19 protein-coding genes are annotated in these 24,115 nt (G+C 72.0%); 8 read left to right on the plus strand and 11 right to left on the minus strand.

Annotation, left to right across the window (positions count from 1 at the left end; genetic code table 11):
- The first annotated feature begins 5 nt into the window (after positions 1–5).
- Positions 6–854, plus strand: coding sequence for a type I methionyl aminopeptidase (map, locus tag E1292_RS18345; protein WP_132596428.1), 849 nt, complete (start codon positions 6–8; stop codon positions 852–854).
- 37 nt (positions 855–891) lie between these two features.
- Here the strand turns inward: map and E1292_RS18350 are convergent, their stop codons facing one another.
- From E1292_RS18350 to E1292_RS18365, 4 genes are all read right to left on the minus strand, one after another.
- Positions 892–1,281: a sensor histidine kinase gene (locus E1292_RS18350; protein WP_132596429.1), complete on the minus strand. Its 390-nt coding sequence runs from the start codon at positions 1,279–1,281 to the stop codon at positions 892–894.
- Positions 1,282–1,489: 208 nt separating this feature from the next.
- On the minus strand, positions 1,490–3,466 hold the full coding sequence (locus E1292_RS18355; protein WP_132596430.1) for a bifunctional copper resistance protein CopD/cytochrome c oxidase assembly protein: 1,977 nt from the start codon (positions 3,464–3,466) through the stop codon (positions 1,490–1,492).
- On the minus strand, positions 3,463–4,050 hold the full coding sequence (locus E1292_RS18360) for a copper resistance CopC family protein (RefSeq protein WP_132596431.1): 588 nt from the start codon (positions 4,048–4,050) through the stop codon (positions 3,463–3,465). The genes E1292_RS18355 and E1292_RS18360 overlap by 4 nt, the downstream gene beginning before the upstream one ends.
- Positions 4,051–4,122: 72 nt before the next feature.
- On the minus strand, positions 4,123–5,448 hold the full coding sequence (locus tag E1292_RS18365; protein WP_342775671.1) for a helix-turn-helix domain-containing protein: 1,326 nt from the start codon (positions 5,446–5,448) through the stop codon (positions 4,123–4,125).
- Positions 5,449–5,840: 392 nt separating this feature from the next.
- Here E1292_RS18365 and E1292_RS18370 point away from each other — a divergent pair, with 392 nt between their 5' ends.
- Entirely contained in the window at positions 5,841–8,639 is a 2,799-nt protein-coding gene (locus tag E1292_RS18370; protein ID WP_165974607.1) for an AfsR/SARP family transcriptional regulator, read from the plus strand.
- Positions 8,640–8,643: 4 nt separating this feature from the next.
- On the opposite strand, the gene E1292_RS18375 is transcribed toward E1292_RS18370, so the two are convergent.
- Entirely contained in the window at positions 8,644–10,143 is a 1,500-nt protein-coding gene (locus E1292_RS18375; RefSeq protein WP_132596434.1) for a helix-turn-helix domain-containing protein, read from the minus strand.
- A gap of 94 nt (positions 10,144–10,237) precedes the next feature.
- Between E1292_RS18375 and E1292_RS18380 the strand changes: the two genes are divergently transcribed.
- Genes E1292_RS18380 through E1292_RS18390 form a run of 3 tightly spaced genes read left to right on the plus strand, consistent with a single transcriptional unit; the run spans position 10,238 to position 14,092 of the window.
- Positions 10,238–12,439 carry a molybdopterin cofactor-binding domain-containing protein gene (locus E1292_RS18380; protein ID WP_132596435.1) on the plus strand — a complete coding sequence of 734 codons (2,202 nt, stop codon included), beginning with the start codon at positions 10,238–10,240 and terminating at the stop codon, positions 12,437–12,439.
- Positions 12,423–12,656 carry an EF-hand domain-containing protein gene (locus tag E1292_RS18385; protein WP_132596436.1) on the plus strand — a complete coding sequence of 78 codons (234 nt, stop codon included), beginning with the start codon at positions 12,423–12,425 and terminating at the stop codon, positions 12,654–12,656. Before E1292_RS18380 ends, E1292_RS18385 begins: the two co-directional genes overlap by 17 nt.
- Positions 12,657–12,712: 56 nt before the next feature.
- Positions 12,713–14,092: an NCS2 family permease gene (locus E1292_RS18390; protein WP_132596437.1), complete on the plus strand. Its 1,380-nt coding sequence runs from the start codon at positions 12,713–12,715 to the stop codon at positions 14,090–14,092.
- Here E1292_RS18390 and E1292_RS18395 read toward each other — a convergent pair.
- Complete coding sequence (locus tag E1292_RS18395; protein WP_165974608.1) at positions 14,053–15,000, minus strand: excalibur calcium-binding domain-containing protein; 948 nt, start codon at positions 14,998–15,000, stop codon at positions 14,053–14,055. The two genes, E1292_RS18390 and E1292_RS18395, sit on opposite strands and share 40 nt — an antisense overlap.
- Before the next feature lie 149 nt (positions 15,001–15,149).
- Between E1292_RS18395 and ald the strand changes: the two genes are divergently transcribed.
- The gene (ald, locus tag E1292_RS18400; RefSeq protein ID WP_132596439.1) at positions 15,150–16,265 is read left to right on the plus strand and encodes an alanine dehydrogenase; all 1,116 of its coding nucleotides are present in this window, start codon (positions 15,150–15,152) and stop codon (positions 16,263–16,265) included.
- A gap of 6 nt (positions 16,266–16,271) precedes the next feature.
- Here ald and E1292_RS18405 read toward each other — a convergent pair whose 3' ends face one another.
- Positions 16,272–16,982 (minus strand): thioredoxin-like domain-containing protein, encoded by a 711-nt coding sequence (locus tag E1292_RS18405; RefSeq protein WP_132596440.1) that lies wholly within the window; start codon positions 16,980–16,982, stop codon positions 16,272–16,274.
- Positions 16,983–17,109: 127 nt separating this feature from the next.
- On the opposite strand from E1292_RS18405, the gene E1292_RS18410 reads away from it, so the two are divergent.
- Positions 17,110–17,742, plus strand: a complete 633-nt coding sequence (locus E1292_RS18410) for a DUF305 domain-containing protein (RefSeq protein ID WP_132596441.1) — start codon at positions 17,110–17,112, stop codon at positions 17,740–17,742.
- 4 nt (positions 17,743–17,746) lie between these two features.
- Positions 17,747–19,144, plus strand: a complete 1,398-nt coding sequence (locus E1292_RS18415; protein ID WP_132596442.1) for a phytoene desaturase family protein — start codon at positions 17,747–17,749, stop codon at positions 19,142–19,144.
- Between the two features lie 202 nt (positions 19,145–19,346).
- On the opposite strand, the gene E1292_RS18420 is transcribed toward E1292_RS18415, so the two are convergent.
- The 4 genes from E1292_RS18420 to E1292_RS18435 form a co-directional block, all read right to left on the minus strand.
- Positions 19,347–20,420 carry a threonine aldolase family protein gene (locus E1292_RS18420; RefSeq protein ID WP_132596443.1) on the minus strand — a complete coding sequence of 358 codons (1,074 nt, stop codon included), beginning with the start codon at positions 20,418–20,420 and terminating at the stop codon, positions 19,347–19,349.
- Entirely contained in the window at positions 20,402–21,031 is a 630-nt protein-coding gene (locus tag E1292_RS18425) for an SDR family NAD(P)-dependent oxidoreductase (RefSeq protein ID WP_132596444.1), read from the minus strand. Before E1292_RS18425 ends, E1292_RS18420 begins: the two co-directional genes overlap by 19 nt.
- On the minus strand, positions 21,028–23,148 hold the full coding sequence (locus tag E1292_RS18430; RefSeq protein WP_132596445.1) for a DUF6421 family protein: 2,121 nt from the start codon (positions 23,146–23,148) through the stop codon (positions 21,028–21,030). Before E1292_RS18430 ends, E1292_RS18425 begins: the two co-directional genes overlap by 4 nt.
- Before the next feature lie 97 nt (positions 23,149–23,245).
- Positions 23,246–23,830 (minus strand): hypothetical protein, encoded by a 585-nt coding sequence (locus tag E1292_RS18435; protein ID WP_132596446.1) that lies wholly within the window; start codon positions 23,828–23,830, stop codon positions 23,246–23,248.
- Positions 23,831–24,115 lie beyond the last annotated feature (285 nt).

Raw genomic sequence — 24,115 nt, forward strand, 5'->3', positions numbered from 1 at the left:
GTTTCATGACGACACTGCTCCAGCCAGGGCGAGTTTCGCCCATGCGAAAGGTCCCCGCCCACATCGAGCGGCCGGAGTACGTCGGCAAGAAGCGCCCCACCACCGGCGAGTCCGACGTGAAGACCCCCGAGATGATCGAGCGCATGCGCGTGGCGGGCAGGATCGCCGCCCAGGCGCTCGAGGAGGTCGGCAACAACGTCCGGCCGGGCGTCACGACCGACGAGCTCGACAGGATCGGCCACGAGTTCCTCATCGACCACGGCGCCTACCCGAGCACGCTCGGCTACAAGGGCTATCCGAAGTCGCTGTGCACGTCGATCAACGAGGTGATCTGCCACGGCATCCCTGACGACACCGTGCTGCGCGACGGCGACATCGTCAACGTCGACATCACCGCCTACATCGGCGGCGTCCACGGTGACACCGACGCCACCTACCTCGTGGGCGAGGTCGACGAGGAGTCGCGGCTGCTGGTGGAGCGCACGCGCGAGGCGATGATGCGCGCGATCAAGGCGGTCGCGCCGGGGCGGCAGCTCAATGTCGTGGGCCGCGTCATCGAGGCGTACGCCAAGCGGTTCGGCTACGGCGTCGTGCGCGACTTCACCGGCCACGGCATCGGCACGAGCTTCCACTCCGGCCTCATGGTCCCCCACTACGACGACCCGTCGCTGCGGGTGGAGCTGGTGCCCGGGATGACGTTCACGATCGAGCCGATGCTGACGCTGGGGACCATCGACTACGACATCTGGCCCGACAAGTGGACCGCGGTCACGAAAGACCGCAAGCGCACGGCCCAGTTCGAGCACACGATCGTCGTCACCGACACGGGCAGCGAGATTCTCACCCTGCCCTGACCGCGCTCCGGGGCTCCGTCACCGCCGCGGGGCTCCGTCACCGCCGCATGGGCACCACCCCGGTCACCGTGGTGCCCTCTCCGGGCACGCCGTTGACCGACAGGCTCCCGCCGATCTCCGCGAAGGCCGCCCGCATCCTGGCGATCCCGCGCCCCGCCACCGGCGCGGGAAAGCCCTTGCCGTTGTCGCTGACGGTCATGCGCAGCCCGCTCCTGCCCGCGGTGACGGCGATGGAGACGGTCTTGGCCCTGCTGTGACGCTCGACGTTCGACAGTGCCTCGCCCATCGCGGCCATGACGCCGCGTGTCACCCGCGACGGCACGTCCGTGGCGGGCAGCGCCCAGGTCTCGACCTCGATCCCCGTGCGCTCCGACCACTCGACGAGGCAGGCCTCCAGCGCCTCGGCCAGGCTCTGCCCCCCGCGCATCCGCGTCTCTTCCGACAATGGTCTCGCCTCTCTTGGCACCCCGGGCCCGCGCCGCTCCCCACTCCGGCGCTCCCAACCGCGCGGTGCGCAATCCCCCCTCAAGGCTGCGCACGCCGGCGAATGAGGTTATGCCCGTCTCCCCTGGAAGTCAGGCTACCCGGCGGTCCTGAGGCGTGTACTGAGAAGATAGAAGGCCGTGTCCGAACGGCTACTCGCCCTTGTCAGCACGGTTGAGACGGGCGAGATAGGCGTTGTAGGAGTCGAGCTCCGGGTCTCCGGCGCCGGAGCGGTCGGCCCTGCGGTCGGTGCGCCGCGCCTGCCGGTCGTCGTCCTGATACCACTGCACCGCGATGGCCAGCAGCACGATCAGCGTCGGGATCTCGCCGAACCCCCAGGCGATGGCCCCGCCGTCGCGCTGCGTCTGCAGCAGCGTGTCGCCCCAGGGGCGGCCGAGCTGTTCGTACCATCCGGAGGCGATCACCGCGCCCATCATCATCAGCGCGATGCCGAAGAACGCGTGGAACGGCATGGTGACGAAGAGCATCAGCAACCGCCAGACGTGCGGGAGCCGGTGGGGCCCCGGATCGACGCCGACGATCACCCAGAAGAACAGGCACCCGCTGATGAGGAAGTGCAGGGTCATCCAGATGTGCCCGAGGTGCTCCTGCATGGCCGACTCGAACAGCGGCGTGAAATAGAGCGCGTACGTCGACGCCACGAAGATGGAGGTCGCCACCAGGGGATGCGTGACGACCTTGGTGAACCGGCTGTGCAGGATCGTGGTGATCCACTCCCGCGGCCCGCGGTCGCCCCTCCTCGATGAGGGTTTGAGCGCGCGCAGGGCCAGCGTGACCGGCCCGCCGAGCACCAGGAAGATCGGCACGACCATGGAGAGCGTCATGTGCTCGATCATGTGCACGTCGAACATGACCTTGGCGTAGCGGGCCAGCCCGCTCTGCGTGGCGAACACCAGCAGCGCCACGCCGATGAACCAGGCCGCCGTGCGGCCCCACGACCACGCGACACCGCGCCGTGCCAAGCGGTAGACGCCGGCTCCGTAGAGCCCGGCCAGGACCGCGGCGACCACGGCGAAGAACAGGTCGAGCCACCACAGCGTGAACACGTTCGCCAGCGACAGCTCCGGCGGCATGGGGAAGCCCAGCAGCTCGAACGCCCGGTCGGCGGGCACGACGACCTCGGGGGGCCGCGTGCGCGACAGTGCCACGGCCAGCCCGACGGTGGCGAGCATGAGCAGCGTCTCGCCGCCCGCCAGCCGGGTGAACGCCCGTGGCCGGCCGGCGGCGAGGTCGGCCATCGTGCGCTGCCGGTGCCAGTAGCCCACGTAGCCGAGCAGCACGAACGCCACGATCTTGGCCACCGCCAGCAGGCCGTATTCGGACGTCCACAGGTCGGAGACCGCGCCCAGCCGCGCCACCAGGCTGAACAGCCCGGACAGCCCCACGCCGACGTAGCACCACACGGCCATCCGGGAGAACCTGGCGGCGGCCACCTCCAGCTGCGGCTGACGGCGCAGCGCGTGCGCGGCCAGCACGACGAGCCCGCCCACCCACAGGGCGAGGGCGAGCAGGTGGAGCGCCACCGACGAGGTGGCCAGGTCGTGGTTGGGCGAGGAGGCGCTGTGCCCGGTCAGCGGCGCGGGCAGCAGCGTCGCCAGCGCGAACACCAGCAGTCCCGCCGCGGCTCCGGCGGTGATGGCGCCGCGCGAGAACAGCGCGATCGCCACCCCGAACAGCACCACGAGCGTCAGCGCCACACCCTGCGTGGTCTGGGTGGCGTAGCTGGTCAGGATGGTGCGCTCGAGGATCTGGGGCACCGTCCTGCCGATGGACTCCGCGGCCCCGAAGAGGATGGCGAGGAACGCCGACCCGGCCCACGCCAGCGCCGACCACGAGCTGGCCTTGACGTAGTCGACGGCGGTCCTGCCGAGCACGCCCTTGTCGTTGGGCAGCAGCACGGCGGCCATCAGCAGCAGGCCGACGGTGAGCACTCCGGCCGCGTCCATGAGCAGCTTGGACAGCGGCAGCCCCCACCTGACGACCGCGCCGGCGTCGGGCAGGCCTGGAATGATCTTGGGAAAGGCGCTGCCTCCGGCCATCATGCCGATCACCAGGGCGGCGATCGCGGCCCCCGCACCGGCGAGCGCGAGACGCGCCGCCCGGCTCATGGCTTCTTCTTCCGCGCGCTGAGCAGGAAGCCGATGCCGATGCCGACGAGCGCGCCGATCACGATGATCAGCCAGACGGGGAACATGGCCTCCTGCTCAGCCGACGCCTGCTCGGCGGACGGCGAGGAGGCCGCGGGCGCTGCGGGCTCGGACGCGACGCTGCTCGCGGGTGCGGGCGCCGCGCTCGTCGCCGTCTCTTCGCCGGGGCTGGGGGACGGCGTCTCCGCCCCCTCGACCCGGAACGGGATCTCCCCTTCGATCGGATGGCCGTCGGAGGACACGACCCGGTAGGCGATCGTGTATTTTCCGTCGGGCAGCGGCGCCTTGACCGCCTGGCGCACGACCGCGCCGTCCAGCTCGGGCTTGCCGAGCTGGTGCTGGTCGTCGCCCGGACCCCGCACGATCACGAACGGCATGCGCACCTTGGCGGTGAACTCGAGCTCGACCTCGTCGAGAGCCTTGACCTCGGCGCCCCTGGCCGGCGAGCTGCTCTTGAGCGCGTCGTGGGCCAGGGCGGGAGCGGCGCCGGACACGAGCAGGGCGGCGAGAATCGCGGCGAGCACCGCGAACGGAGATCTCTTCATGGCACCTTCAAGGCTACCGACGCCACCGCCCGGTCCGGACCCCGATGTGCGGGCTCCGATACAGGGGTCCGCCTACAGACCCGCGCAGGCCAGTGCCCGCTGGTAGGCCTCGACGGCCCCCTCCGCATCGCCCAGCTCTTCGATCGTCTCGGCCGTGGCCAGCCAGGTGGAGGCGGAGCGGCGGGAGTCGGGCAGCGGGGTCAGCCAGTCGCGCACCGACGCCACGTGACCGGCGGCCTCGGCCGAGCGCCCGACGGAGCCGTAGGCCCGGCCGAGCAGGAGATTGGCCTCGGCGCCCAGCACGTGCCCGTATTCGGGGACCAGCCCTCTGCCGATCTTGGCGTGCTCGACGGCCTTGTCGAGGTCGCCGGTCATGTATTCGGCGTAGGCCAGCTCCACGTGGACCCGGGCCTTGTCGATCGTGCTGGTCGAGGTCTGCTCGAACTCGGCGACCGTCGCGCGCAGCTCGTCGCGCACGGCGGCGGCCTCGGCGGGCCGGGCCTTGAGCCGCTGCTGCAGGAGCGCGAGGCGCATCCTGGCGACACTGCGCGGATGGCCGTTCTCCAGCTGCACCGCCATGGCCCGTTCGGCGAAGGACAGCGCCTCCTCGTTGTGGCCGGTGTTGTAGGCGACGTTGGAGGCCATCCAGTTGGCGGCCACGATGGAGCGCGGCGTGCCGAGCGCGTCGGCCGCGTTGAGCAGCTCGGCCGCGAACTGGCGGGCGCGGAGCAGGTCGCCCCGGTGCATGTAGGCCGACAGCAGGGTCGCGGCCAGCTCGACGAGCGGATCGGTCCACGGCAGGCGGGCGCTCCCGCCCAGCATCTGCTCCCCCACCGTGACGGCCTCGGTCAGCCGCTCGCTGTCGCGGTAGGCGCGGCACAGCACCATGGCGACCTCGATGCGCCGCTCGGGTGACAGCTCCTCCTCGCGGAGCTTGAGGAGGATGGAGATCGCCTCGTCGAGGTCGCCGGCCGCCTCGGTGGCGAGGGCCAGCCCGAACTCGGTGTCTTGACGAAGCGTGGGCAACCCTGTCAGGTTGCTGTTGGCCAGCAGCTCACGGAAGCGGGTGCGGGCCTCGGCGACCTCGCCGTTCTCGAGCGCCAACCGTGCGTAGCCGAGAGCCAGCTCGATGTCCTCCATCTGCTCGGCGGTCACACCGTTGATCAGATATGACAGCGAACAGTCCAGTTTCTGGGCCAACAGCTCCAGAACGGCAGGAGTCGGGGTACGCTTGCCACTCTCGATCAATGAGACGTAGCTGTCCGACAACTCGGGATGCGCCAGCTGTGCCTGTGACAGGCCGCGTTGTCGCCGAACTGTCTTGATGCGGAGTCCGACCAGGTCAGATGTGGTCACAGTCGTCGCTCCCTGAGAAGATATAGTCCGAGCAACCCCCACATAGGCGAGGGAGAACCCCCATGCGTATGCGTATTGCCCTGTCGGCACTGGTCACCGCGATGATGGTCGCTGCGACCCTTGCGGGCAATGTTACGGCCGCGAGTGCCGAAATGTCCCCCGTCGGCGCCAATCAGGACTCCAGCGACTGCTGCTGAGGCCATCCGGCCAGAGGGGCACACTCCCGGCGTCAGGGGCGCGACACCGCACCTCGCTCCCGACACTCCCCGGGACGATGAGGCACGCCCTCGTCATGTGTGCCCCTCAAACCCCGCTCCGAAGTGTTCCTCCAGCCCGGCCTTGATCCACAAGTCTATCCGGCGCCGTCTACATTTGATCTACAGTGATCGCTTCGACGACGCTGCTTTGGGGTGATCAAGGAGCGGGGAGGTCGCGTGAGCGAAGAGATCTACATCCGCCTGCTCGGGGCCGTCACCGGTGAGCGGGAGGCCGAGCCCATCGATCTCGGCCCCGCCCGGCAGCAGGTCACTCTCGCACTGCTCGCCTCCGTCCCCGCCAGGCCCGTCCCGATGCACCGGCTCGTTTCCGGCATCTGGGGCGACGACGCCCCGCGCAACGCCGAGCAGAGCGTCTACACCTACATCTCCGGCTTACGCCGCGCCTTCGAGCCCTCGCGCGGCCGCCGTGAGCCGTCGCGGCTGCTGGCGGGCACGTCCGCCGGATACGTCCTTCGCCTGCGGCCCGGCCAGGTGGACGCGGTGCTGTTCGGCGAGCGCGTCGCCGACGCCCATCGAGCGCAGCGGCGCGGCGACGACCGGCAGGCCGTGCGCGCGCTCGACCAGGCACTGCGGATGTGGCGCGGCATCGCGCTGAGCGGCCTGTCGGGCCCGTTCGTGGAGCAGGAACGCGACCGCCTGGAGCAGCTCCGGCTGTCGGCGGTCGAGCAGCGCGCGGAGAGCCTGCTGCGCCTCGACCGCCACGCGGAGATCGTCGAGGAGCTGCGAGACCTGACCCGCCAGCGCCCCCTGCGCGAGCGGGCGCGCGAGCTGCTCATGACGGCGCTGTTCCGCTCGGGGCGCCAGGCGGAGGCGCTGGAGACCTTCGAGGAGGGCCGGGTCGTCCTCGCCGAGGAGCTGGGCCTGTCCCCCGGCGAGGGGCTGCGCAGGTGCCACGAGATGGTGCTGCGCGCCGACGCGGGCCCGCTCCCGCCGCCGGCGCCGCACCAGCTGCCGCGGCGGCTGGCGGTGTTCGTGGGCAGGGCGGATGAGATCGGCCGGCTGAAGGAGCGCCTGGCGCCCGCGGACGACGCGCCGCCCGGTCCCCTCGTGATCATCACGGGGCCGCCCGGCGTCGGCAAGTCGGCGCTCGCGGTGCAGGTCGCCCACCTGGTGGAAGAGCGGTTCCCCGACGGCCAGCTCTACGTCAACTGCCGGGCCGCCACGCCCGAGCTGCCCGCGCTCACCGCGCTGGAGGTGCTCGGGCGGTTCCTGCGCGCGCTCGGCGTGCCGCCCCACGCCGTGCCGTCCGACCTCGACGAGGCGGCCGCCGTGTGGCGCAGCCGCCTGCACGGCCGGCGGGTGCTGGCGCTGCTCGACGACGCCGCGGACCTGGCGCAGATCCGGCCGCTGCTGGCCACGCCGTTCGGCAACTCGTTGCTGGTGACCAGCCGCGAGGCCATGACGTGGGGCGACGACTATTTCCAGCTGGAGCTGGGCCGCATGTCCCACGCGGAGTCGGCCACGATGCTGGCCGGGCTCGCCGGCGCGGGCCGGGTGGCGGCCGACGCGGGGCAGACGGCGAGCCTGGTGCGGTTGTGCGACGGCCTGCCGCTGGCCCTGAAGATCGCGGGCGCGCGCCTGGCCGGCCGTACCGACTGGACCGTGGCGACGCTGGCCGCCCGGCTGAGCGACGAGCGGCGGCGCCTGCACGAGCTCGCGGTGGGCGACCTGGCGGTGCGTTCCAGCCTCGCGGCCAGCCACACCGCGCTCGAACGCGGCCGCCGGGCCGTCGACCGGCAGGCCGCGCGCATCCTCGCGCTGCTCGGCCTGCTGCACGTGCCCGAGGCGACCGCCGAGGTGGCGGGCGCGCTGCTCGGCGTGCCGCCCGCGGAGGCGGAGCCGGGTCTGGAACGCCTGGTCGACGCCCACCTGCTCGACCGCGCCGACCACGGCCGCTACCAGCCGCACGACCTCGTCCGCCTCTTCGCGGGCGAGCTGCGGCCGGACGGCGCCAGGGACGCGCTCATCCGCGTGTTCTCCTACTACGCGGCCTCGGCGCGGCTGGCGAGCAGCGTCATCGACCCGCACCGCGTGCAGACCGCCGCCCCCGTGGACGCCGTTCCCCATCAGGTCTCCGGCTTCGAGGACGCCAAGGCGTGGCTCTCCGAGGAGGAGCCCATCCTGGTCGCCGCGGCCGCCCAGGCCATGAGCTCTCCCGACGCCGCGATCGCCAGGCTGGGGATCAACCTCGCGTTCGGCCTCGCCTGGCACCAGCAGCGGACCTACGACATGACGACGATGCTCGCGCTGAACGCGCAGGCCCTGCGGGTCAGCGAGCGGCTCGGCGACGAGGCGAGCACGCAGCTCGCCCACGACCACGTCGCCAACGCCCTGCGCGTGACCGGGCGCACCGACGAGGCCGTCGCCCATCTGCGGGCCTCGCTGGCGATCGCCAGGCGGCTCGGCGACGCCTTCGGCGAGCAGCGCGCGATGGGCAACCTCGCCGTCGTGCACATCTCGGGCGAACGCTTCGAGGAGGCCCTCCCGTGGGCCGAACGCCAGCTCGCCCTCGCCACGAGCATCGGCTCGCGGGTGGGCGTCCGCTACGCGCTGCTGATGACAGGCAACGCCCACCGTGGCGCGGGGCGTCCGGAGAAGGCGTGCGAGCCTCTCTACGCGGCGCTGGCGGACGCCATGGAGGTGGGCGACCTCACCCATGAGGCGCAGATCCGCATGGGGCTCGGGGAGGCCCACCTCGCCATGGGCCGGCCGGAGGAGGCGCTGGAGCACCTCGTACGGGCCTCCGACCTGATGACGCTGGTCGGCTACCGGATCGGGAAACTGCGCTGCCTGGTCGGGCTGTCGTACACGCACCGGGTCATGGGGCAGCCGGACCGGGCGCTCGCCTGCGTGACCGAGGCCGCCGGCTTCGGCGGCGCACTCGGCAACCCCCGCTGGGAGCGGCGGCTGGCGGAGGAGCAGGCGGCCGTGCACGAGGCGCTGCACCAGGTCTGATCCGCTATCTCGGCGGGCCCGCGTCCCTGAGCGCGAGGAAGAGGTCGACCCGGTCCGCCATCGCCGACAGGTCCCTGCCGGTCAGCTCCTCGATCCTGCGGACGCGGTAGCGGACGGTGTTGACGTGCACGTGCAGCCGCTCGGCGCAGGCGTTCCACGAGCCGGCGCAGTCGAGGTAGACGCGCAGGGTGCGCACCAGCTCCGACTGGTGCGTGCGGTCGTAGTCGAGCAGCGGCGCCAGCAGCCGGGCGGTGAACGAGCGGCGCACGTCCACCGGCACGGTGGCCAGCAGCAGCGCGTGCGTGTAGATCTCGTCGCTGGTCACCACGCCGCCGGCGCGGGCCTCGGCCAGGCGTCTGGCGTGCCCGGCCTCCTCGACCCCGCCCTTGACGGCGGCGGCACCGGTCAGGGCGCCGCTCAGCCCGACGCAGACGCGCGTGCCCGGCAGGGCGGACAGCACCCGCACGCCGGCGCGCAGCCGGTCGGCGACCTCCGAGGCGGTGCGCTCGCGCAGGGGCACCACGGCGACCGCGCCGTCCCCGTCTACCGCTGGGACCACCGCCGCGACCGCCTCGCGGCCGAGCAGCTCCTCGACGACCTGGCCGCCGAGGGCGGCAGGGCCGGGAGCGGCTCCCTGGCCGGACACGGTGGCGTTCACGATCGTGTACGGCTCCGCCGCCTCGATGCCGCACGTCCGCAGCCCGGCGTTCAGCTCGGGCAGGTCGGCCTCGGCCAGCGCGGCGGCGACGAGCTGCTCGATCAACCGGCGCTCGACCCTGCGCCCCTCCTCCATCCGGCTGCGTTCGAGTGCCACGCAGGCGGCCAGCTCGTAGCCGACGTCGGCCCGGCCGAGCAGGTCGCCGTCGCAGGCCAGCGCCCAGCCCGCGGCCCGGTGACCGCGCCCGACCGCGAAGATCGTGGTGTCGCCGGCGAGCGCGGGCAGCCGGGTCGCCGTCAGGTACGCCGTCGCGAGGCGTGCCGGGTCGTCGGCCGCGCCGACGATCACCTCGCCCGACGCGGACACGACGGCGCCGGTGACGCCCAGCTCCGCGGCGGTCAGCCGGAACAGCTCGGGCAGGCCGGCGCCCTCGGCCATGGCCGCGACGAGCCTGCGGTGGCTGCCGAGCGCCTCGCGGACGTCGCCGGACAGGCGGGGCACGACCAGCTCGGCCAGCGTGCGGAACGACACCTCGGTCGGCACCTCGATCAGGGGCAGCCCGGCGGCCCGGCAGGCCGTCACCAGGTCGCCGGGCACGTGGCCGAGCCAGGCCTGCCCGGCCCCGAGCGCGGCGACGCCGGCCTCGGCCAGCGCGGCCACGAAGCGGGCCGAGTCCCCGGGCTCGTGCCACCACATGAGCCCGGACAGGACCAGCTCACCGCCGCCCAGGTAGCGCCCGGGCTCGGGGAGGTCGGTGATGTGCACGGTGCCGAACTCGCGGGCGGGGTCGCCGGCGAGCAGCGTGAGGCGCAGCTCCTCGATGGCCAGCAGGTCAGAGATCCGCATTTGGAGGAATATACAAGGAGGTGCGGGCAACCGCTGACCCGGATTTGACGCCCGGCGCATAGGACGAAACCGGCGGCGGTGCTCTACTCGGAAGATGACGGAGACGGCGAGCACCACCACCACCGCAGGACAGGGCGTCGGTGAGAGCGCGCGGCGGCCGGACGCCGTGCTGAAGGTGACCGGCGAGTTCGCCTACGCCTCCGACCTGTGGCTGGACGGCATGGTGTGGGGCGTGACGCTGCGCAGCCCGCACCCGTCGGCGTGGATCCGCTCGATCGACGTGGGCCCGGCGCTGAAGATCGACGGAGTGCTGGCGGTGCTGACGCACGAGGACGTGCCGGGGGTCAAGTTCTTCGGGCTGGACCGCAGGGACCAGCCGGTGCTGGCCATCGACCAGGTCCGATACCAGGGCGAGCCGGTGGCGCTGGTGGCCGCCGACCATCCGGAGACGGCCCGCAGGGCGGCCGCGGCGATCGTGGTGGACTACGAGGTCCGCGCGGCCGTCACCGACCCTCGCCAGGCCACGGACGTCGTCCGCCACCAGCCGGTACGCCGGGGCGACACGTTCGAGGCGGAGGTCGTCGTCACCGGCGAGTACGAGGTCGGCATGCAGGACCAGGCCTTCCTCGGCCCGGAGTCGGGGCTGGCGGTGCCCGCCGAGGACGGCGGCGTCGACCTGTACATCGCCACCCAGTGGCTGCACGTGGACCGCGACCAGCTCGCCCCCTGTCTCGGCCTGCCGCACGACAAGGTACGCCTGACGTTGTCGGGCGTCGGCGGCGCGTTCGGCGCGCGCGAGGACCTGTCCATGCAGGTGCACGCCTGCATGCTGGCCCTGCGGCTGAACCGCCCCGTAAAGATCGTCTACGGGCGCGAGGAGTCGTTCTTCGGCCATGTGCACCGCCATCCTGCCCTGATGCGCTACGAGCACGGCGCCACCCGCGACGGCCGGCTCGTCTACGTCAAGGCCGACATCCTGCTGGACGGCGGCGCCTACTGCTCGTCCTCACCCGCGGTCGTGGGCAACGCCGCCTCGCTGGGCGTGGGGCCGTACGAGGTGCCGAACGTGCGCGTGGACGCCACCGGCGTCTACACGAACAACCCGCCGTGCGGCGCGATGCGCGGGTTCGGCGCGGTGCAGGCGTGCTACGCGTACGAGTCGCAGATGGACCGCCTGGCCGAGGCGTGCGGCCTGTCCCCGGTCGAGATCCGCGTGCGCAACGCCGTCTCGCAGGGCTCGCGCCTCATCACCGGCCAGCTGATCGACGCGCCGGCGCCGCTGGCCGGGATGCTGCGCGACCTGGAGTCGATGCCGCTGCCGGAGGGGCCGCCCGCCACGGACCTGCGGGCGCTGCCGGGCGGCGTCTCGCAGACCACCCGCGGCGAGGCGGTGCGCCGGGGCGTCGGCTACGGCGTCGGGATCAAGAACATCTGCTTCTCCGAGGGCTTCGACGACTATTCCACGGCCCGGGTGCGCGCCGAGCTGGTCGGAGGCGAGCCGCACGTCACCGTGCACACGGCGGCGGCCGAGGTGGGCCAGGGTCTGGTGACGCTCCAGGCGCAGATCGCGCGCACCGAGCTGGGCATCGCCAACGTCACCGTGGCCACCGCCGACACCGCGGTCGGCTCGGCCGGCTCGTCGTCGGCCTCCCGCCAGTCGTACGTCACCGGGGGCGCGGTGCGGGCCGCCTGCGAGGCCGTGCGGAAACGGTTCGACGGCCTGCCGGCCCGGGAGGCGCTGGAGAGGTTCGGGCCGATCGAGGAGACGCGTGAATACCGGCACCGCCCCACGTACCCGATGGATCCGGTCACGGGGCAGGGCGACTCGCACACGCAGCTCGCGCTCTGCGTGCACCGGGCGGTCGTGGACGTGGACGTGGAGCTGGGCCTGGTCAAGGTGGTCGAGCTGGCGGCCGTGCAGGATGTGGGCCGGGTGCTGAACCCGCAGGCGCTGGAGGGCCAGATCCACGGCGGGTCCGCGCAGGGGCTGGGGCTGGCGCTGATGGAGGAGATCCAGGTCCGCGACGGCCTCGTGCTGAACCCGTCGTTCACCGACTACCTGATCCCCACCATCCTCGACATGCCGCCCATGCAGACGAAAATCCTGGAAAATCCGGACCCTGCGGCGCCGTACGGGTTGCGCGGCGCCGGCGAGCCTCCGACCCTCTCCTCCACCCCGGCCATCGCGGCGGCGGTGCGCGCGGCGACGGGCCTCCGGTTGACTCGCGTTCCGATTAGGCCGGAAGATATCGCCTTGTTCAACAACGGGGAGGTTTCTGATGGCAAACGCACGTGAGGCGGCCGAGGCTGAGTTCCGGCGGTTCGACGCCGACGGCGACGGCCTGCTGACCGCCGCCGAGATCCGCCAGGCCAACGAGGCGCTGGGCGGGCAGGGCGTGTCCGAGAGCGAGATCGAGGCGTTCATCGAGTCCGCCGACAACGACGGCGACGGGACGATCGGGCTCGACGAGTTCGTCGGCCTGGTGGGCCACGGGCGGCACGAACAGGCGTGATCTCGTCCCCCGCCGGGTAATTCCCCGGCATTCCCCCTGATCGTTGGGGGGATGGCGTGCTCGACAGGCTCTTCGAGCTCACCGGGCGGGGGACCACCGTCGGCCGTGAGGTGCGTGGCGGGATCACGACGTTCATGGCCATGGCCTACATCATCCTGCTCAATCCCATCATCCTGGCCGGTGCCAGGGACGTCACGGGCGCCCGGCTCTCCATCGCCGAGCTGACCACCTCGACCGCCCTGGCCGCCGCCGTCTCCACGCTGCTGATGGCCGTCGTCGGCAACGCCCCCTTCGGCCTGGCCGCCGGGCTCGGGCTGAACGCGGTCGTCGCCTACCAGGCCGCGCCGCACATGACGTGGGCCCAGGCCATGGGCCTGGTGGTGCTGGAAGGCCTGGTGATCATCGTGCTGGCCGTGACCGGCCTGCGCACCCTGATCATGAACGCCATCCCGCTCGCGCTCAAGCACGCCATCAGCGTGGGGATCGGGCTGTTCATCGCCCTGATCGGCCTGGTGGACGCCGGGTTCGTGGCGGCGGGCGAGGGCACGCCCGTGCAACTCGGCGCCACCGGCCACCTCGCGGGCTGGCCGGTCGCGATGTTCTGCTTCGGCCTGCTCCTGATGATCGTCCTGTACGTCCGCAGGACCCCGGCCGCGATCCTCATCAGCATCGCCGTCACCGCCGTCCTGGCCGTCCTGGTGAACTCGCTGGCCACCATCCCCCCGCAGGCGTGGGGCGTGGTCGCACCGCGGGTGCCCGAGTCGCTGGTCTCGGCGCCGGACTTCGGGCTCGTCGGCGCGGTCGACCTGTTCGGCGGCTTCGCCAGGGCAGGGGCGCTGACGGCGACCGTGGTGCTGTTCACGCTGGTGTTGTCCGGCTTCTTCGACGCCATGGGCACGATCATCGGCGTCAGCGACGAGGCGGGGCTGATCGACGAGCGCGGGCAGGTGCCCCGGCTGGGCCGGATCCTGACCGTGGACGGCGTGGCCGGCATGGTGGGCGGCGCGGTGAGCTCCTCGGCGAACACCGTCTTCGTGGAGTCGGCCGCCGGCGTCGGCGAGGGCGCGAGGACCGGCCTGGCCAGCGTGGCGACCGGGGCGCTGCTAGGGGTGACGCTGCTGTTCACGCCGCTGGCCACGGTGGTGCCCGCTGCGGCGGCCGCGCCCGCGCTGGTGCTGGTCGGGGCGCTGATGATGATGCAGAGCAGGAACGTGCCCTGGGACGACCCGGACCTCGCCGTGCCGGCGTTCCTGACGATCGCGCTGATGCCCTTCACCTATTCGATCACGAACGGCGTGGGCGCCGGCGTGATCGTCTACACCCTCATCAAGGCGGCAAGGGGCCGCTTCTCCGAGATCCCGTGGCTGCTCTGGATCGTCTCGCTGGTCTTCCTCGCCTACTTCGCGATCGACGGGCTCGAGTTGCTGTTCGGCTGACGGAGGTCGGCGCTGTTGCAGGCCACGCCGTTGCGGTCGACGTCGGTGTACCAGGCGTACTCGGCGTGGGTGCCCTGGTAGTAGGGCCCGTCGCCGGCGGCCACGGCCTCCTTGCAGCTCGCGTAGCGGCGGTCGGTGGCGCGTGCGGCGCCCGTCTGCGTCGTGCCGGGGCCGCTGCTCCGTGTCGTCCGCGGAGCGCCGGTGGACGGCTGGGACGGCACGCCGGTGGAGGTGGGCCCCGTGGACGCGGGGCCGGTGGGTACGGGATCGCTGGAGGCGGGGCCGGTCGGCGGGGCGGTCGGGGTCGTGCTCGGCGTGCCGCCCAGCAGGCGCGCCACCAGCGCGTCGGCCTCCTCCTTCGTGTATCCCGCGATGCTCATGCTGTCGCCGTCCATGTGCTGCGTGACGATGGGCGCGGCCAGCACCGTCTTGGGAACGTCGGGCTTCTCCGGGGCCAGCACGACGGCGACCTGCCGCTGCTCGGGCACCTGCTCGTCGATGAGCTGGACCAGCCGCTCCTTGAACGCCGGCGCGATGGCGATGCGCACGGAGTACTGGCCGTCTCTCTCGCGCACCGGCTCGATCCTCTGCACGGCGCCGACCGTGACGCCGTCCTCAAGGAGGTAGCAGGTGGTCTGCTCGGCGTCGAGCACGGCGGGGTCGCCGGGGCAGGGGGCGGGCTTGGTCTCCCTGACGGGGGCGAAGTGGATCGGCACGGACAGCCGCTTGGGCGGCGTGCCCCCTAACAGCGGGGTGTCGGGGCTGCGGGTCATCAGGACCGCGACCGTGCCGAGCACACCTGCCACGAGCACGACCAGGACGAGGGAGACGATCAGCACGATGGTGGTGAGCCTGCTGGCCTGCGGCTCTCCCGGGTCCGCGGGTGGCGGCTCTTCGGGTTTGTCCATCGATGGCGACCTCATCCTGATGTTCGGGATGCGGGTGAGCTTATCGAGGACGAGCGGCACGCAGGTAATCAGCCGAACAATCCTCACTTCTCGCCGCTATAGAAGGAAGACTGGGGGTAAATCAGCATATTGGCGAAAGAAGTTGTCTTATGAAGGTCGGTGTACCCCGAGAGGTCAAGAACAGCGAATATCGAGTGGCCCTGACCCCCGCGGGGGTGCACGAGCTCGTGCGTCACGGCCACCAGGTCTACGTCGAGCGCGACGCGGGCGCCGGCTCGTCCATCCCCGACGCCGACTTCGCCACGGCGGGCGCCGTGCTGGTCCCCGAGGCCGACGAGCTCTGGTCCGCGGCCGACCTGGTCATGAAGGTCAAGGAGCCGATGCCGGAGGAGTACCACCGCCTGCGCAAGGGCCAGGTGCTGTTCACGTACCTGCATCTGGCCGCGAACAAGGCGTGCACGCGAGCCCTGCTCGACTCGGGCTGCACCGCGGTCGCCTACGAGACCGTACAGGCGCCCGGCGGCGCGCTGCCGCTGCTCGCGCCCATGTCAGAGGTCGCCGGCCGGCTGGCGCCGCAGGTCGGCGCCTACCACCTGATGCGCTCGGAGGGCGGCAGGGGCGTGCTGATGGGCGGCGTCTCCGGCGTGCGGGCGGCGCACGTCGTGGTGCTCGGAGCGGGGGTGTCCGGCATGAACGCCGCCGCCATCGCCCTCGGCATGCAGGCCGAGGTGATGCTGCTGGACAAGAACATCGACAAGCTGCGCCAGGCCGACCTCATCTATCAGGGCCACTGCCAGACGATCGCCTCCAACACGCTGGAGGTCGAGCGCGCGGTGCTGGAGGCGGACCTCGTCATCGGGGCCGTGCTGGTGCCCGGCGCCAAGGCGCCGACGCTGGTGAGCGACGACCTGGTCAGCCGGATGAAGCCGGGCTCGGTGCTGGTGGACATCTCGATCGACCAGGGCGGCTGCTTCGCCGGCTCCCGCCCGACCACGCACGAGCAGCCCACCTACCGGGTGCACGGATCGATCTTCTACTGCGTGGCCAACATGCCGGGCGCGGTGCCGCACACCTCGACGTTCGCGCTCACGAACGTCACGCTCCCGTACGCGCTGGCCATCGCCGACCAGGGCTGGCAGCGAGCCCTGCGGCAGGACCCGGCGCTGGCGCTCGGCCTGAGCACCCACGAGGGCCGGCTGACCAGCCGGCCGGTGGCCGAGGCGCACGCGCTGGAGTGGACGCCGCCGGAGGACGTGCTCGCCTGAGCGCTCTTACTGCTGGGACTCGCTGGGCGCCGGGGAGGTGGTCTCCATCGGCGCCTGCTGGTCGCCCGTGGGCTCGGGCGGCAGGGGCGCCTGGTCGGCCGTGGTGGTGATGGCGGCCTCGCCGCCGCAGGTGGCGCCGAGCTCGGGAGTGTCGGGCCCGTTCTGGTATTTCTTGATGAACGCCCCGAGCTTCGGGTCGTTGGCGTCGGCCAGCTTCAGCTGGTGGCCCCACGACGAGACGACGATCGGCGACGGCAGGTTGGGGAACGGGCTCATCAGCATGTAGTCCTGCTGGCCCGTGGAGGAGGCGACCCCCTTCAACGCGTCGAGCTGCGCCTTCGGCAGGTCGGGCCGGTAGGTGATCCAGATCGCGCCGTGTTCCAGCGAGTGCACCCCGTGCTCGCTGTGGATCGGCTTGTCGTAGATGGCGCACTGCTGCCAGTTGTTGTGGTGCTGGCCGCCCACCGGCGGTGTCTCCTTGTAGGAGACCTTGTCCCACACGTGCTGGCCGCCTTCGTATTTCGCGCTGGTCACCGCGTCGAGAGAGGTCTCACGGGCCTGTTTGACGAGGTAGAAGCCCACCACGCCGACGAGCACCACGATAATGAGACCACCGGTGCCCCACATGAGCAGCGCTGCGCGGCGCTGTTTACGCCGCTGCTCGGCCCGCATCTTCTCCAGATGCTCGCGCCTCGCCTGCGCCTTCTCCTTGGCCATCGTTCCTCCATCGGCGTACCAAACTCCGGTCACCCTATGCCCTCCGGGTGTATGCGGGTAATAAGACCTTCATAAGGGTCCGATCACGGCCGCTCCCCCAGGTGGGTACGCTGTACTGACCATGGAAATGCCCGCGCGGAAATCGTTTCTCGCCATCGGCGGCGTGCTGGTGCTGGCCGTGGCGGCGTTCCTGTTGTTCGGCCGCGGCGGCACCCCCGGCGACACGTCCCCTGAGGCCGGTTTCGCCCGCGACATGGCCACCCATCACGCGCAGGCCGTCGACATGGCGTTCACGATCAGGGACGAAGATCCCGCCCCCGAGATCGACAGCCTGGCCTTCGACATCATCAACACCCAGGCCAACCAGCGCGGCATGTTCCTGGGCTGGCTGCAGCAGTGGGAGCTCACGCAGTCGACCGACCAGCCCGCGATGGCCTGGATGCGCGGGCACGGGCACGGCGGGGCCGCTCCCGGGGCCGCCCCTGGCGTCATGCCCGGCATGGCGAGCCCGGAGCAGCTGACCAAGCTCAAGCAGGCCCAGGGCAAGGACGCCGAGGTGCTCTTCCTGCAGCTGATGATCCGCCACCACGAGGGCGGCGTGGAGATGGCCGAGGGCCTGCTCAAGCTCTCCACCCGGTCCGAGGTGGTCAACATGGCACAGAAGATCGTCGCCAGCCAGAGCGGTGAGATCAAGCTCATGACGGAGCTGCTCGAGAAGCGGGGCGCGCGGCCCCTCCCGTCGATCCTGACCCCCCGGTAGGGCCATGAGCCCCGACGCCGCCGTCGTGGGGTCCGGGCCCAACGGGCTCGTCGCCGCCGTCCTGCTGGCCCGCGCCGGGCGCAGGGTGCTGCTGCTCGAAGCCGCCGACCAGTTCGGCGGCGGGCTGCGGTCCGGCGAGCTGACGCTCCCGGGCCGGGTGCACGACCTCGGCGCGACGGTGATGGCCATGACGCTGGCCTCCCCCGCCTTCCGCGAGCTCCGGCTCCAGGGCGTCGAGTTCGCCCATCCGCCGGTCGCCGCCGCCCATCCGTTCGACGACCGTCCCGCCGTGCTCGTGCACCGCGACGCCCACCGCACCGCCGAAGGGCTCGGGCGCGACGCGGGCGCGTGGCTGGCGACCGTGGGCGCGACCGCCAGGGCCGGGCTTCCGCTCGTGGAGCTGCTGCTCAAACCGCTCGGACCGTGGACGGTCCCGCCGTCCGCCTTCGCGCGGGCGGCCAGGTTCGGGGCGATGGGGGCGCTGCCCGCGACGACCTTCGCCAGGCGCGCGTTCGGCACCGTGGAAGGGCGGGCGGCGATCGCCGGCATGGCCGCCCACTCCATGCTCGACCTGCGCTCACCCATCACCGCCGGCTACGGCCTGCTGCTGGCGTCCCTGACCCACCTGGTGGGCTGGCCGCTCGTGCGGGGCGGGTCGCAGGTCCTCGCCGACGCCCTCGTGGCCGAGCTGCGCTCCCTCGGCGGGGAGGCCGTCACCGGCCACCGCGTGCGCCGGCTCGCGGAGCTGGACGCGCCCACGATCGTGCTCGACGTGACACCCCGGCAGCTCATGTCGATGGCCGACCTCCCCGGCGGCTACCTGCGGCGCCTGCGCCGCTTCCGTCCCGGGCCCGGGGTGTTCAAGCTGGACTGGGCGCTGGACGGGCCCGTGCCGTGGCGGGATCCCGCGGTGGCGGGCGCGGGCACGGTGCACCTGGGCGGGACGCTGGAGGAGATCGCGCTCAGCGAGGCGGAGACGGCCGCCGGGCGGCACTCGCCGCGGCCGTACGTGCTGCTCGTCCAGCCGTACGCGGCCGACCCCTCGCGGGGCGGGCACACGCTGTGGGCCTACTGCCACGTCCCCAACGGCTCGGCCGTCGACATGACGGACGCCGTCGAGAGCCAGATCGAACGGTACGCCCCGGGCTTCCGCGACCGCGTCCTCGCCCGCCACGCCATGGGGCCCGCGGTTCTGGAGGCGGCCAACCCCAACCTGGCCGGGGGCGACATCAGCGGCGGCCTGGCCAGTCTGGGGCAGTTCGTCCGGCGCCCGGTCTGGTCGCCCGCGCCCTGGCGTACACCGCTGCCCGGAGTGTTCCTCTGCTCCTCATCGACGCCGCCGGGGCCGGGCGCCCACGGCATGGGCGGCTGGCAGGCCGCCCGCCTCGCCCTCCGCCCCTGACCCCGTCCCGGCCCGCACCCCGGACCGGGCCGCACCCCGGACCGGGCCGCACCCCGGAGCCGCACGAACCGCACCCACACCGACCACCACCCGCGCGGATGGGGGCGGTTCGGAGACGGTACGGGTGCCGGACGGTGCGGGTGGGACCGCGGTGTGGGCGCCGGACGGTGCGGGTGGGGTCGGGGCGGTGGTGAGTGGTGGGTCAGGAGGAGGCGGCGGCCATTTCCTCGGCGACGGCGGCGGCGAAGGCGTCCACGTCCGCCTCCGTGGTGTCGAACGCGCACATCCAGCGCACCTCGTTCACGGCCTCGTTCCACATGTAGAAACGGAAGCGCTTCTGCAGCCGCAGGACGACGTCCTTGGGCAGGACGGCGAACACGGCGTTGGCCTCGACGGGGCGCGGCAGGCGCACTCCCGGGATCGGGCGCACGGCCTCGGCGAGCCGCCGGCCCATGGCGTTGGCCTGGCGGGCGTTGCGCAGCCACAAATCTCCGCCCAGCAGCGCCTCGAACTGCGCCGACACGAACCGCATCTTCGACGACAGCTGCATGAAGGTCTTGCGGATGTAGTCGACGCCCCGCGCCGCGTCGGGGTTGAGCACGACGACCGCCTCACCGTACAGCAGGCCGATCTTGGTCCCGCCGAACGACAGCACGTCGACCCCGGCGTCCGTGGTGAGGGCCCGCATCGGTACGTCGAGGGCGGCGGCGGCGTTGGTGAGGCGGGAGCCGTCGAGGTGGACGAGCAGGCCGAGGTCGTGGGCGTGGGAGCAGATGGCGGCGATCTCGCCGGGGGTGTAGACGGTGCCGAGCTCCGTGGTGTTGGACAGGGACACGACGCGTGGCTGGGCCCGGTGCACGTCGCCGAACCCCCACGCCTGCCGATCGATCAGCTCGGGGGTGAGCTTGCCGTCGGGTGTGGGGACGGTCAGCAGCTTGATGCCGCCGGCGACCTCGGGCGCCCCGCCCTCGTCGGTGTTGATGTGGGCGCTCTCGGCGCAGATGGCCGCCTCCCAGTGGGCGGTCATGGCGCGCAGGGAGACGACGTTCGCGGCCGTGCCGTTGAACACCGGCCAGGCCTGCGCGCGCTCGCCGAAGTGCCGCCGGAAGGTGTCCTGCAGGGCCTCGGTGTAGACGTCGTCGCCGTAGGAGATCTGGTGTCCGCCGTTGGCCGCCGCGACGGCCTCGAGGATCTCGGGGTGCACGCCGGCGTAATTGTCGCTGGCGAACGAGATGAGCTGGGGGTCGTGCCGGGGAATCAAGAAGTCAGGTCCCATCGCGTGCCGTTGATCTCCGCCGCGGGCCGGTCGTAGAGGTTGCCGACCGCCGCGGCCAGGTCGTTGACGTCGGTGAAGCCGGCGAACGCCGCGTCCGGCTTGGCCGCGCGCATGGCGTCGTTCACCAGGGCCTTGACCACCAGGACGGTGGCCGCGCTCGAGGTGCCGCGGAGCGCGTCGGCCAGGGAGAGCGTCCAGGCCTCCGCCGCGGCCTTGGCCGCCGCGTAGGCGGCGCCGCCCGCCTCCGGGTGCTGGGCCGCCTTGGCCGAGACGATCACGAAGCGGCCGTTGTCACTGCGGCGCAGCAGCGGCTCGAAGGCCAGCGACACGTGCTGCAGCGTGCGGATCAGCAGGTCGTGCAGCACCTCCCAGTCGCCGAGGTCGGTGTCGGCGAACGAGCCGCCCCCGCGCCACCCGCCGACCAGGTGCACCACGCCGTCCACGCGCCCGTGCTCGCGGTCGATCCGGCCGGCCAGGTCGTGTACGGCGGCGCGGTCGAGCAGGTCGACGTCCTGCTTGTCCACGCCTATCACGGTGTGCCCATTTTTCCGGAAATATCCGGTCACTGCTTCACCGGTGGGCCCTCCGGCCCCGGTCACCAGAATGATCATGCTCGGAGTCCCTTAGTCGATTCGACCACGTCGGCCAGCTTACGGCGGAGCGCCTCGTAGAACATGCTGAGGGGGAACTCGTCCGGCAGCACCGCGTCCACCTTGGCCTTCTGCTCCTCAGGCAGCGCCTCGATCCCCTGGGCCCAGGTCGAGGCCGGGTGCGCCGGCACGTACGCGCTCACCAGCTCGTACGCCGCCAGCCAGTGCGCCAGCTTGGACCTGTCGATGCTGTCGCGGTACAGCTTCTCGACCTCGCCTCGCAGGTCGGCCACGCCGTCGGCCACCCGCTCCCAGGCGATGGTGAGCCGGTTGTCCGTCCAGCGCACGATGTCGTTGCGGTGCAGGTACGCGAACAGCAACTGCCCGCCGAGCCCGTCGTAGTTCCGCACCCGCTCCCCCGTGATCGGGAACCTGAACAGCCGGTCGAACAGGATCGCGAGCTGCACGTACCGGGCGTACGGAACTCCCCGCGCCTCCAGCTTCACCGCCTCCCCGAACGCGGTCAGGTCGCAGCGCAGCTCCTCCAGCGAGTACAGCCAGTACGGCATCCGCTGCTTGATCATGAACGGGTCGAACGGCAGGTCGCCGTGGCTGTGGGTGCGGTCGTGCACCAGGTCCCACAACACGAACGTGTCCTGCGCCAGCCGCTGCGACTCCAGCAGCCTGGCGGCGTCGGGCGGCAGGTCCAGCCGGAGCGTCTCGGTCGCGGCCCTGGACACCCGCCGGAACCTGGCGGCCTCCCGGTCGGCGAAGATCCCGCCCCACGTGAACCGCTCGGGCGCCCTGCGCACCGCGACCGTCTCGGGGAACAGCACGGCGGAGTGGGTGTCGTAGCCGGAGGTGAAGTCCTCGAACGCGATCGGCACGAACATCGGGTTGTCGTAGCCGCCCGCCTCCAGGTCGGCCAGCCAGCCGGGCCAGATCGTACGGATCCAGACGGCTTCGAGGTTGCGGTTCGGGTTGCCGTTCTGGGTGTACATGGGGAAGACCACGACGTGTTCCAGACCGTCCTCGCGCTGGGTGTCGGGGTGGAACAGGTCGAGCGAGTCGAGGAAGTCGGGCACGCCGAGGCCCTGCTCGGCCCACTTGGCCAGGTCGGCCTGCACGGCCTGGAGGTAGGCGGCGTCATGGGGGAAATATGGCGAAATTTCGCCCAGGTGCCCCGCGATCGCCTCGATCAGCTCGCCGGCCCTGGCCTTCGACTCCGCCGGCACCGAACCGTCCTTGACCTGCAGCGGCCTGAGCTCCTCGACGGCCTCCTTGAGCCTGCCGAACACCGCCGCCCTGCCGCCACGGCCCTCCTCACGCGCGGAGCCGTCCGCGCCGGGCGCCGGGACGCGGGCGGCCCAGGTGACGACGTTCCCCCAGAGCGTGCGGTGGTCGTAGTCGTCGATGGAGTCGTCGCCGAACAGGTCGGAGTCGGCGAACACGACGACGCGGCCCTGACCGTACCGGAGCGTGAGGGCCAGCGGCGCGCCCGCGGGGTCGGCGCTCGGCGAGGTCGCGAACAACACGGTCGCGCCCGTTTGCGGCACCACACCCTCGGCGGTCCCGGCGTGCCCGCCCCCGCCGGCCGGCGTGAGCGTGCCGGAACGGTAGAAGCAGGCGGTCCTGACTCCGGCGAGCAGCCCGCCCGACGTGGCGGGCTCGGCCAGCACCCACGTGGCCACGTCCCGGTGCGCGCGCTTCGGGTCGCGCACGGTGGTGTGCCCGACGCCCACCCCGAACCGTGCGAGCAGCTCGTTCAGGTTGTTGCCGTACTTGTCCTGCTCCTCCTCGGCCAGCACCACGAGGCCGCCGCCCGCCGCGACGAAGGACTGGACGGCGTCCAGCTCGGCGGCGGTGAGGACGGGGCTGCCCTGGCCGGTCGTCCGCTCCCACCGCTCTCCCGACGGGTGCGCGATGACGAGGACGTCCTGGTCCGCCAGCACCTCAGGGCCTAGCGCTCCGGACGTGTGCGCCGTGACCGTGTGCCCCAGGTGCCGCAGCAGTCCGGCCGCGCGCGCGTAGCTGTTGTCGTCGGGATGGGCCGGGTTGATGGCCTCGGCCACCTCGCGCCGGACGGTCCACGACTCGTTGTGGGCTTCGTCGAACAACACCCGGGGGAACGCATGCATGAAAGATCTCCTGCTTCTACCGCTTTCAGGCGAAAAATATACACACACGCCCGGCATGCTTCGCAAAAGCCTCCCGAATGATGAGACGGAGCGGCCCTCAGGACACGTGGACGCTCTGCCTGATGCGCGCCTGGGTGGCGTCGTCGCAGGTGGCCTTGGCGCAGAAGTACATGACGAGCATGGTCTTCGGCTCGCGGTCGATCACGTAGCTGACGAAACCGAGCCTGGTGCCGGTGACCGGGTCGCGCAGCGCGCCGTCGAAGCGGGTCGCGGGGCTGTTGCCGGCCTGGTCCGGCACGGGTCTGCCGACGTCGACCTGGCCCGGCAGCAGGGCGTCCATCTTGGCCTTCATCTGCTCGGAGGTGCCGCCGGCGTCGAGCGTGTCGGAGACCTGGACGTACAGACCGGAGGCGCTGTCGGGCTCGTCGGCGACGATCTCCGAGACCGTCGACCAGTCGGCGGAGGGGCCGGCGACGAACAACTTCTCGAACTCGGTGGCATGCGGCGAGGCCACCGCGAACAGGTCCTGGTGGGTGCGCACGGTCCAGTCGCCGGGGTACTCGAACGTGAGCGGCGCGGCGGAGCTGGTCTTGTAACGGGACCAGGTGTCCCCCTGGTGGTTCACGACGATCATCGCGACCAGGGCGAGCGCCGCGGCGGCGGCGACCAGCGTGGCCGCCACGATCGGGACGCGTCCGGGCCGTCTCGGCGAGGACGGCTGCGTGGGCGCCCCCTGGGCACCGCCCGGGGAGCGCGCGAACCCGGCCCCGGAGTGAGGCCCTGCGGGAGACCCGGCATGGGATCCGGCGTGGGATCCGGCGTGGGATCCGGCGTGGGGTTCTGCGTGCGAATCCGAGCGGGGGTCCGCGTGCGGCCCGGAGTAGGGCTCCGCGAGCGGCCCGGAGTGGGGCTCCGCGTGCGAACCGGACTGCGGGCCCGGGTGGGGGCCCGCAGTCCGGTTCGCACG

It is taken from the genome of Nonomuraea deserti (genome assembly GCF_004348685.1).
Classification (GTDB): Bacteria; Actinomycetota; Actinomycetes; order Streptosporangiales; family Streptosporangiaceae; genus Nonomuraea; species Nonomuraea deserti.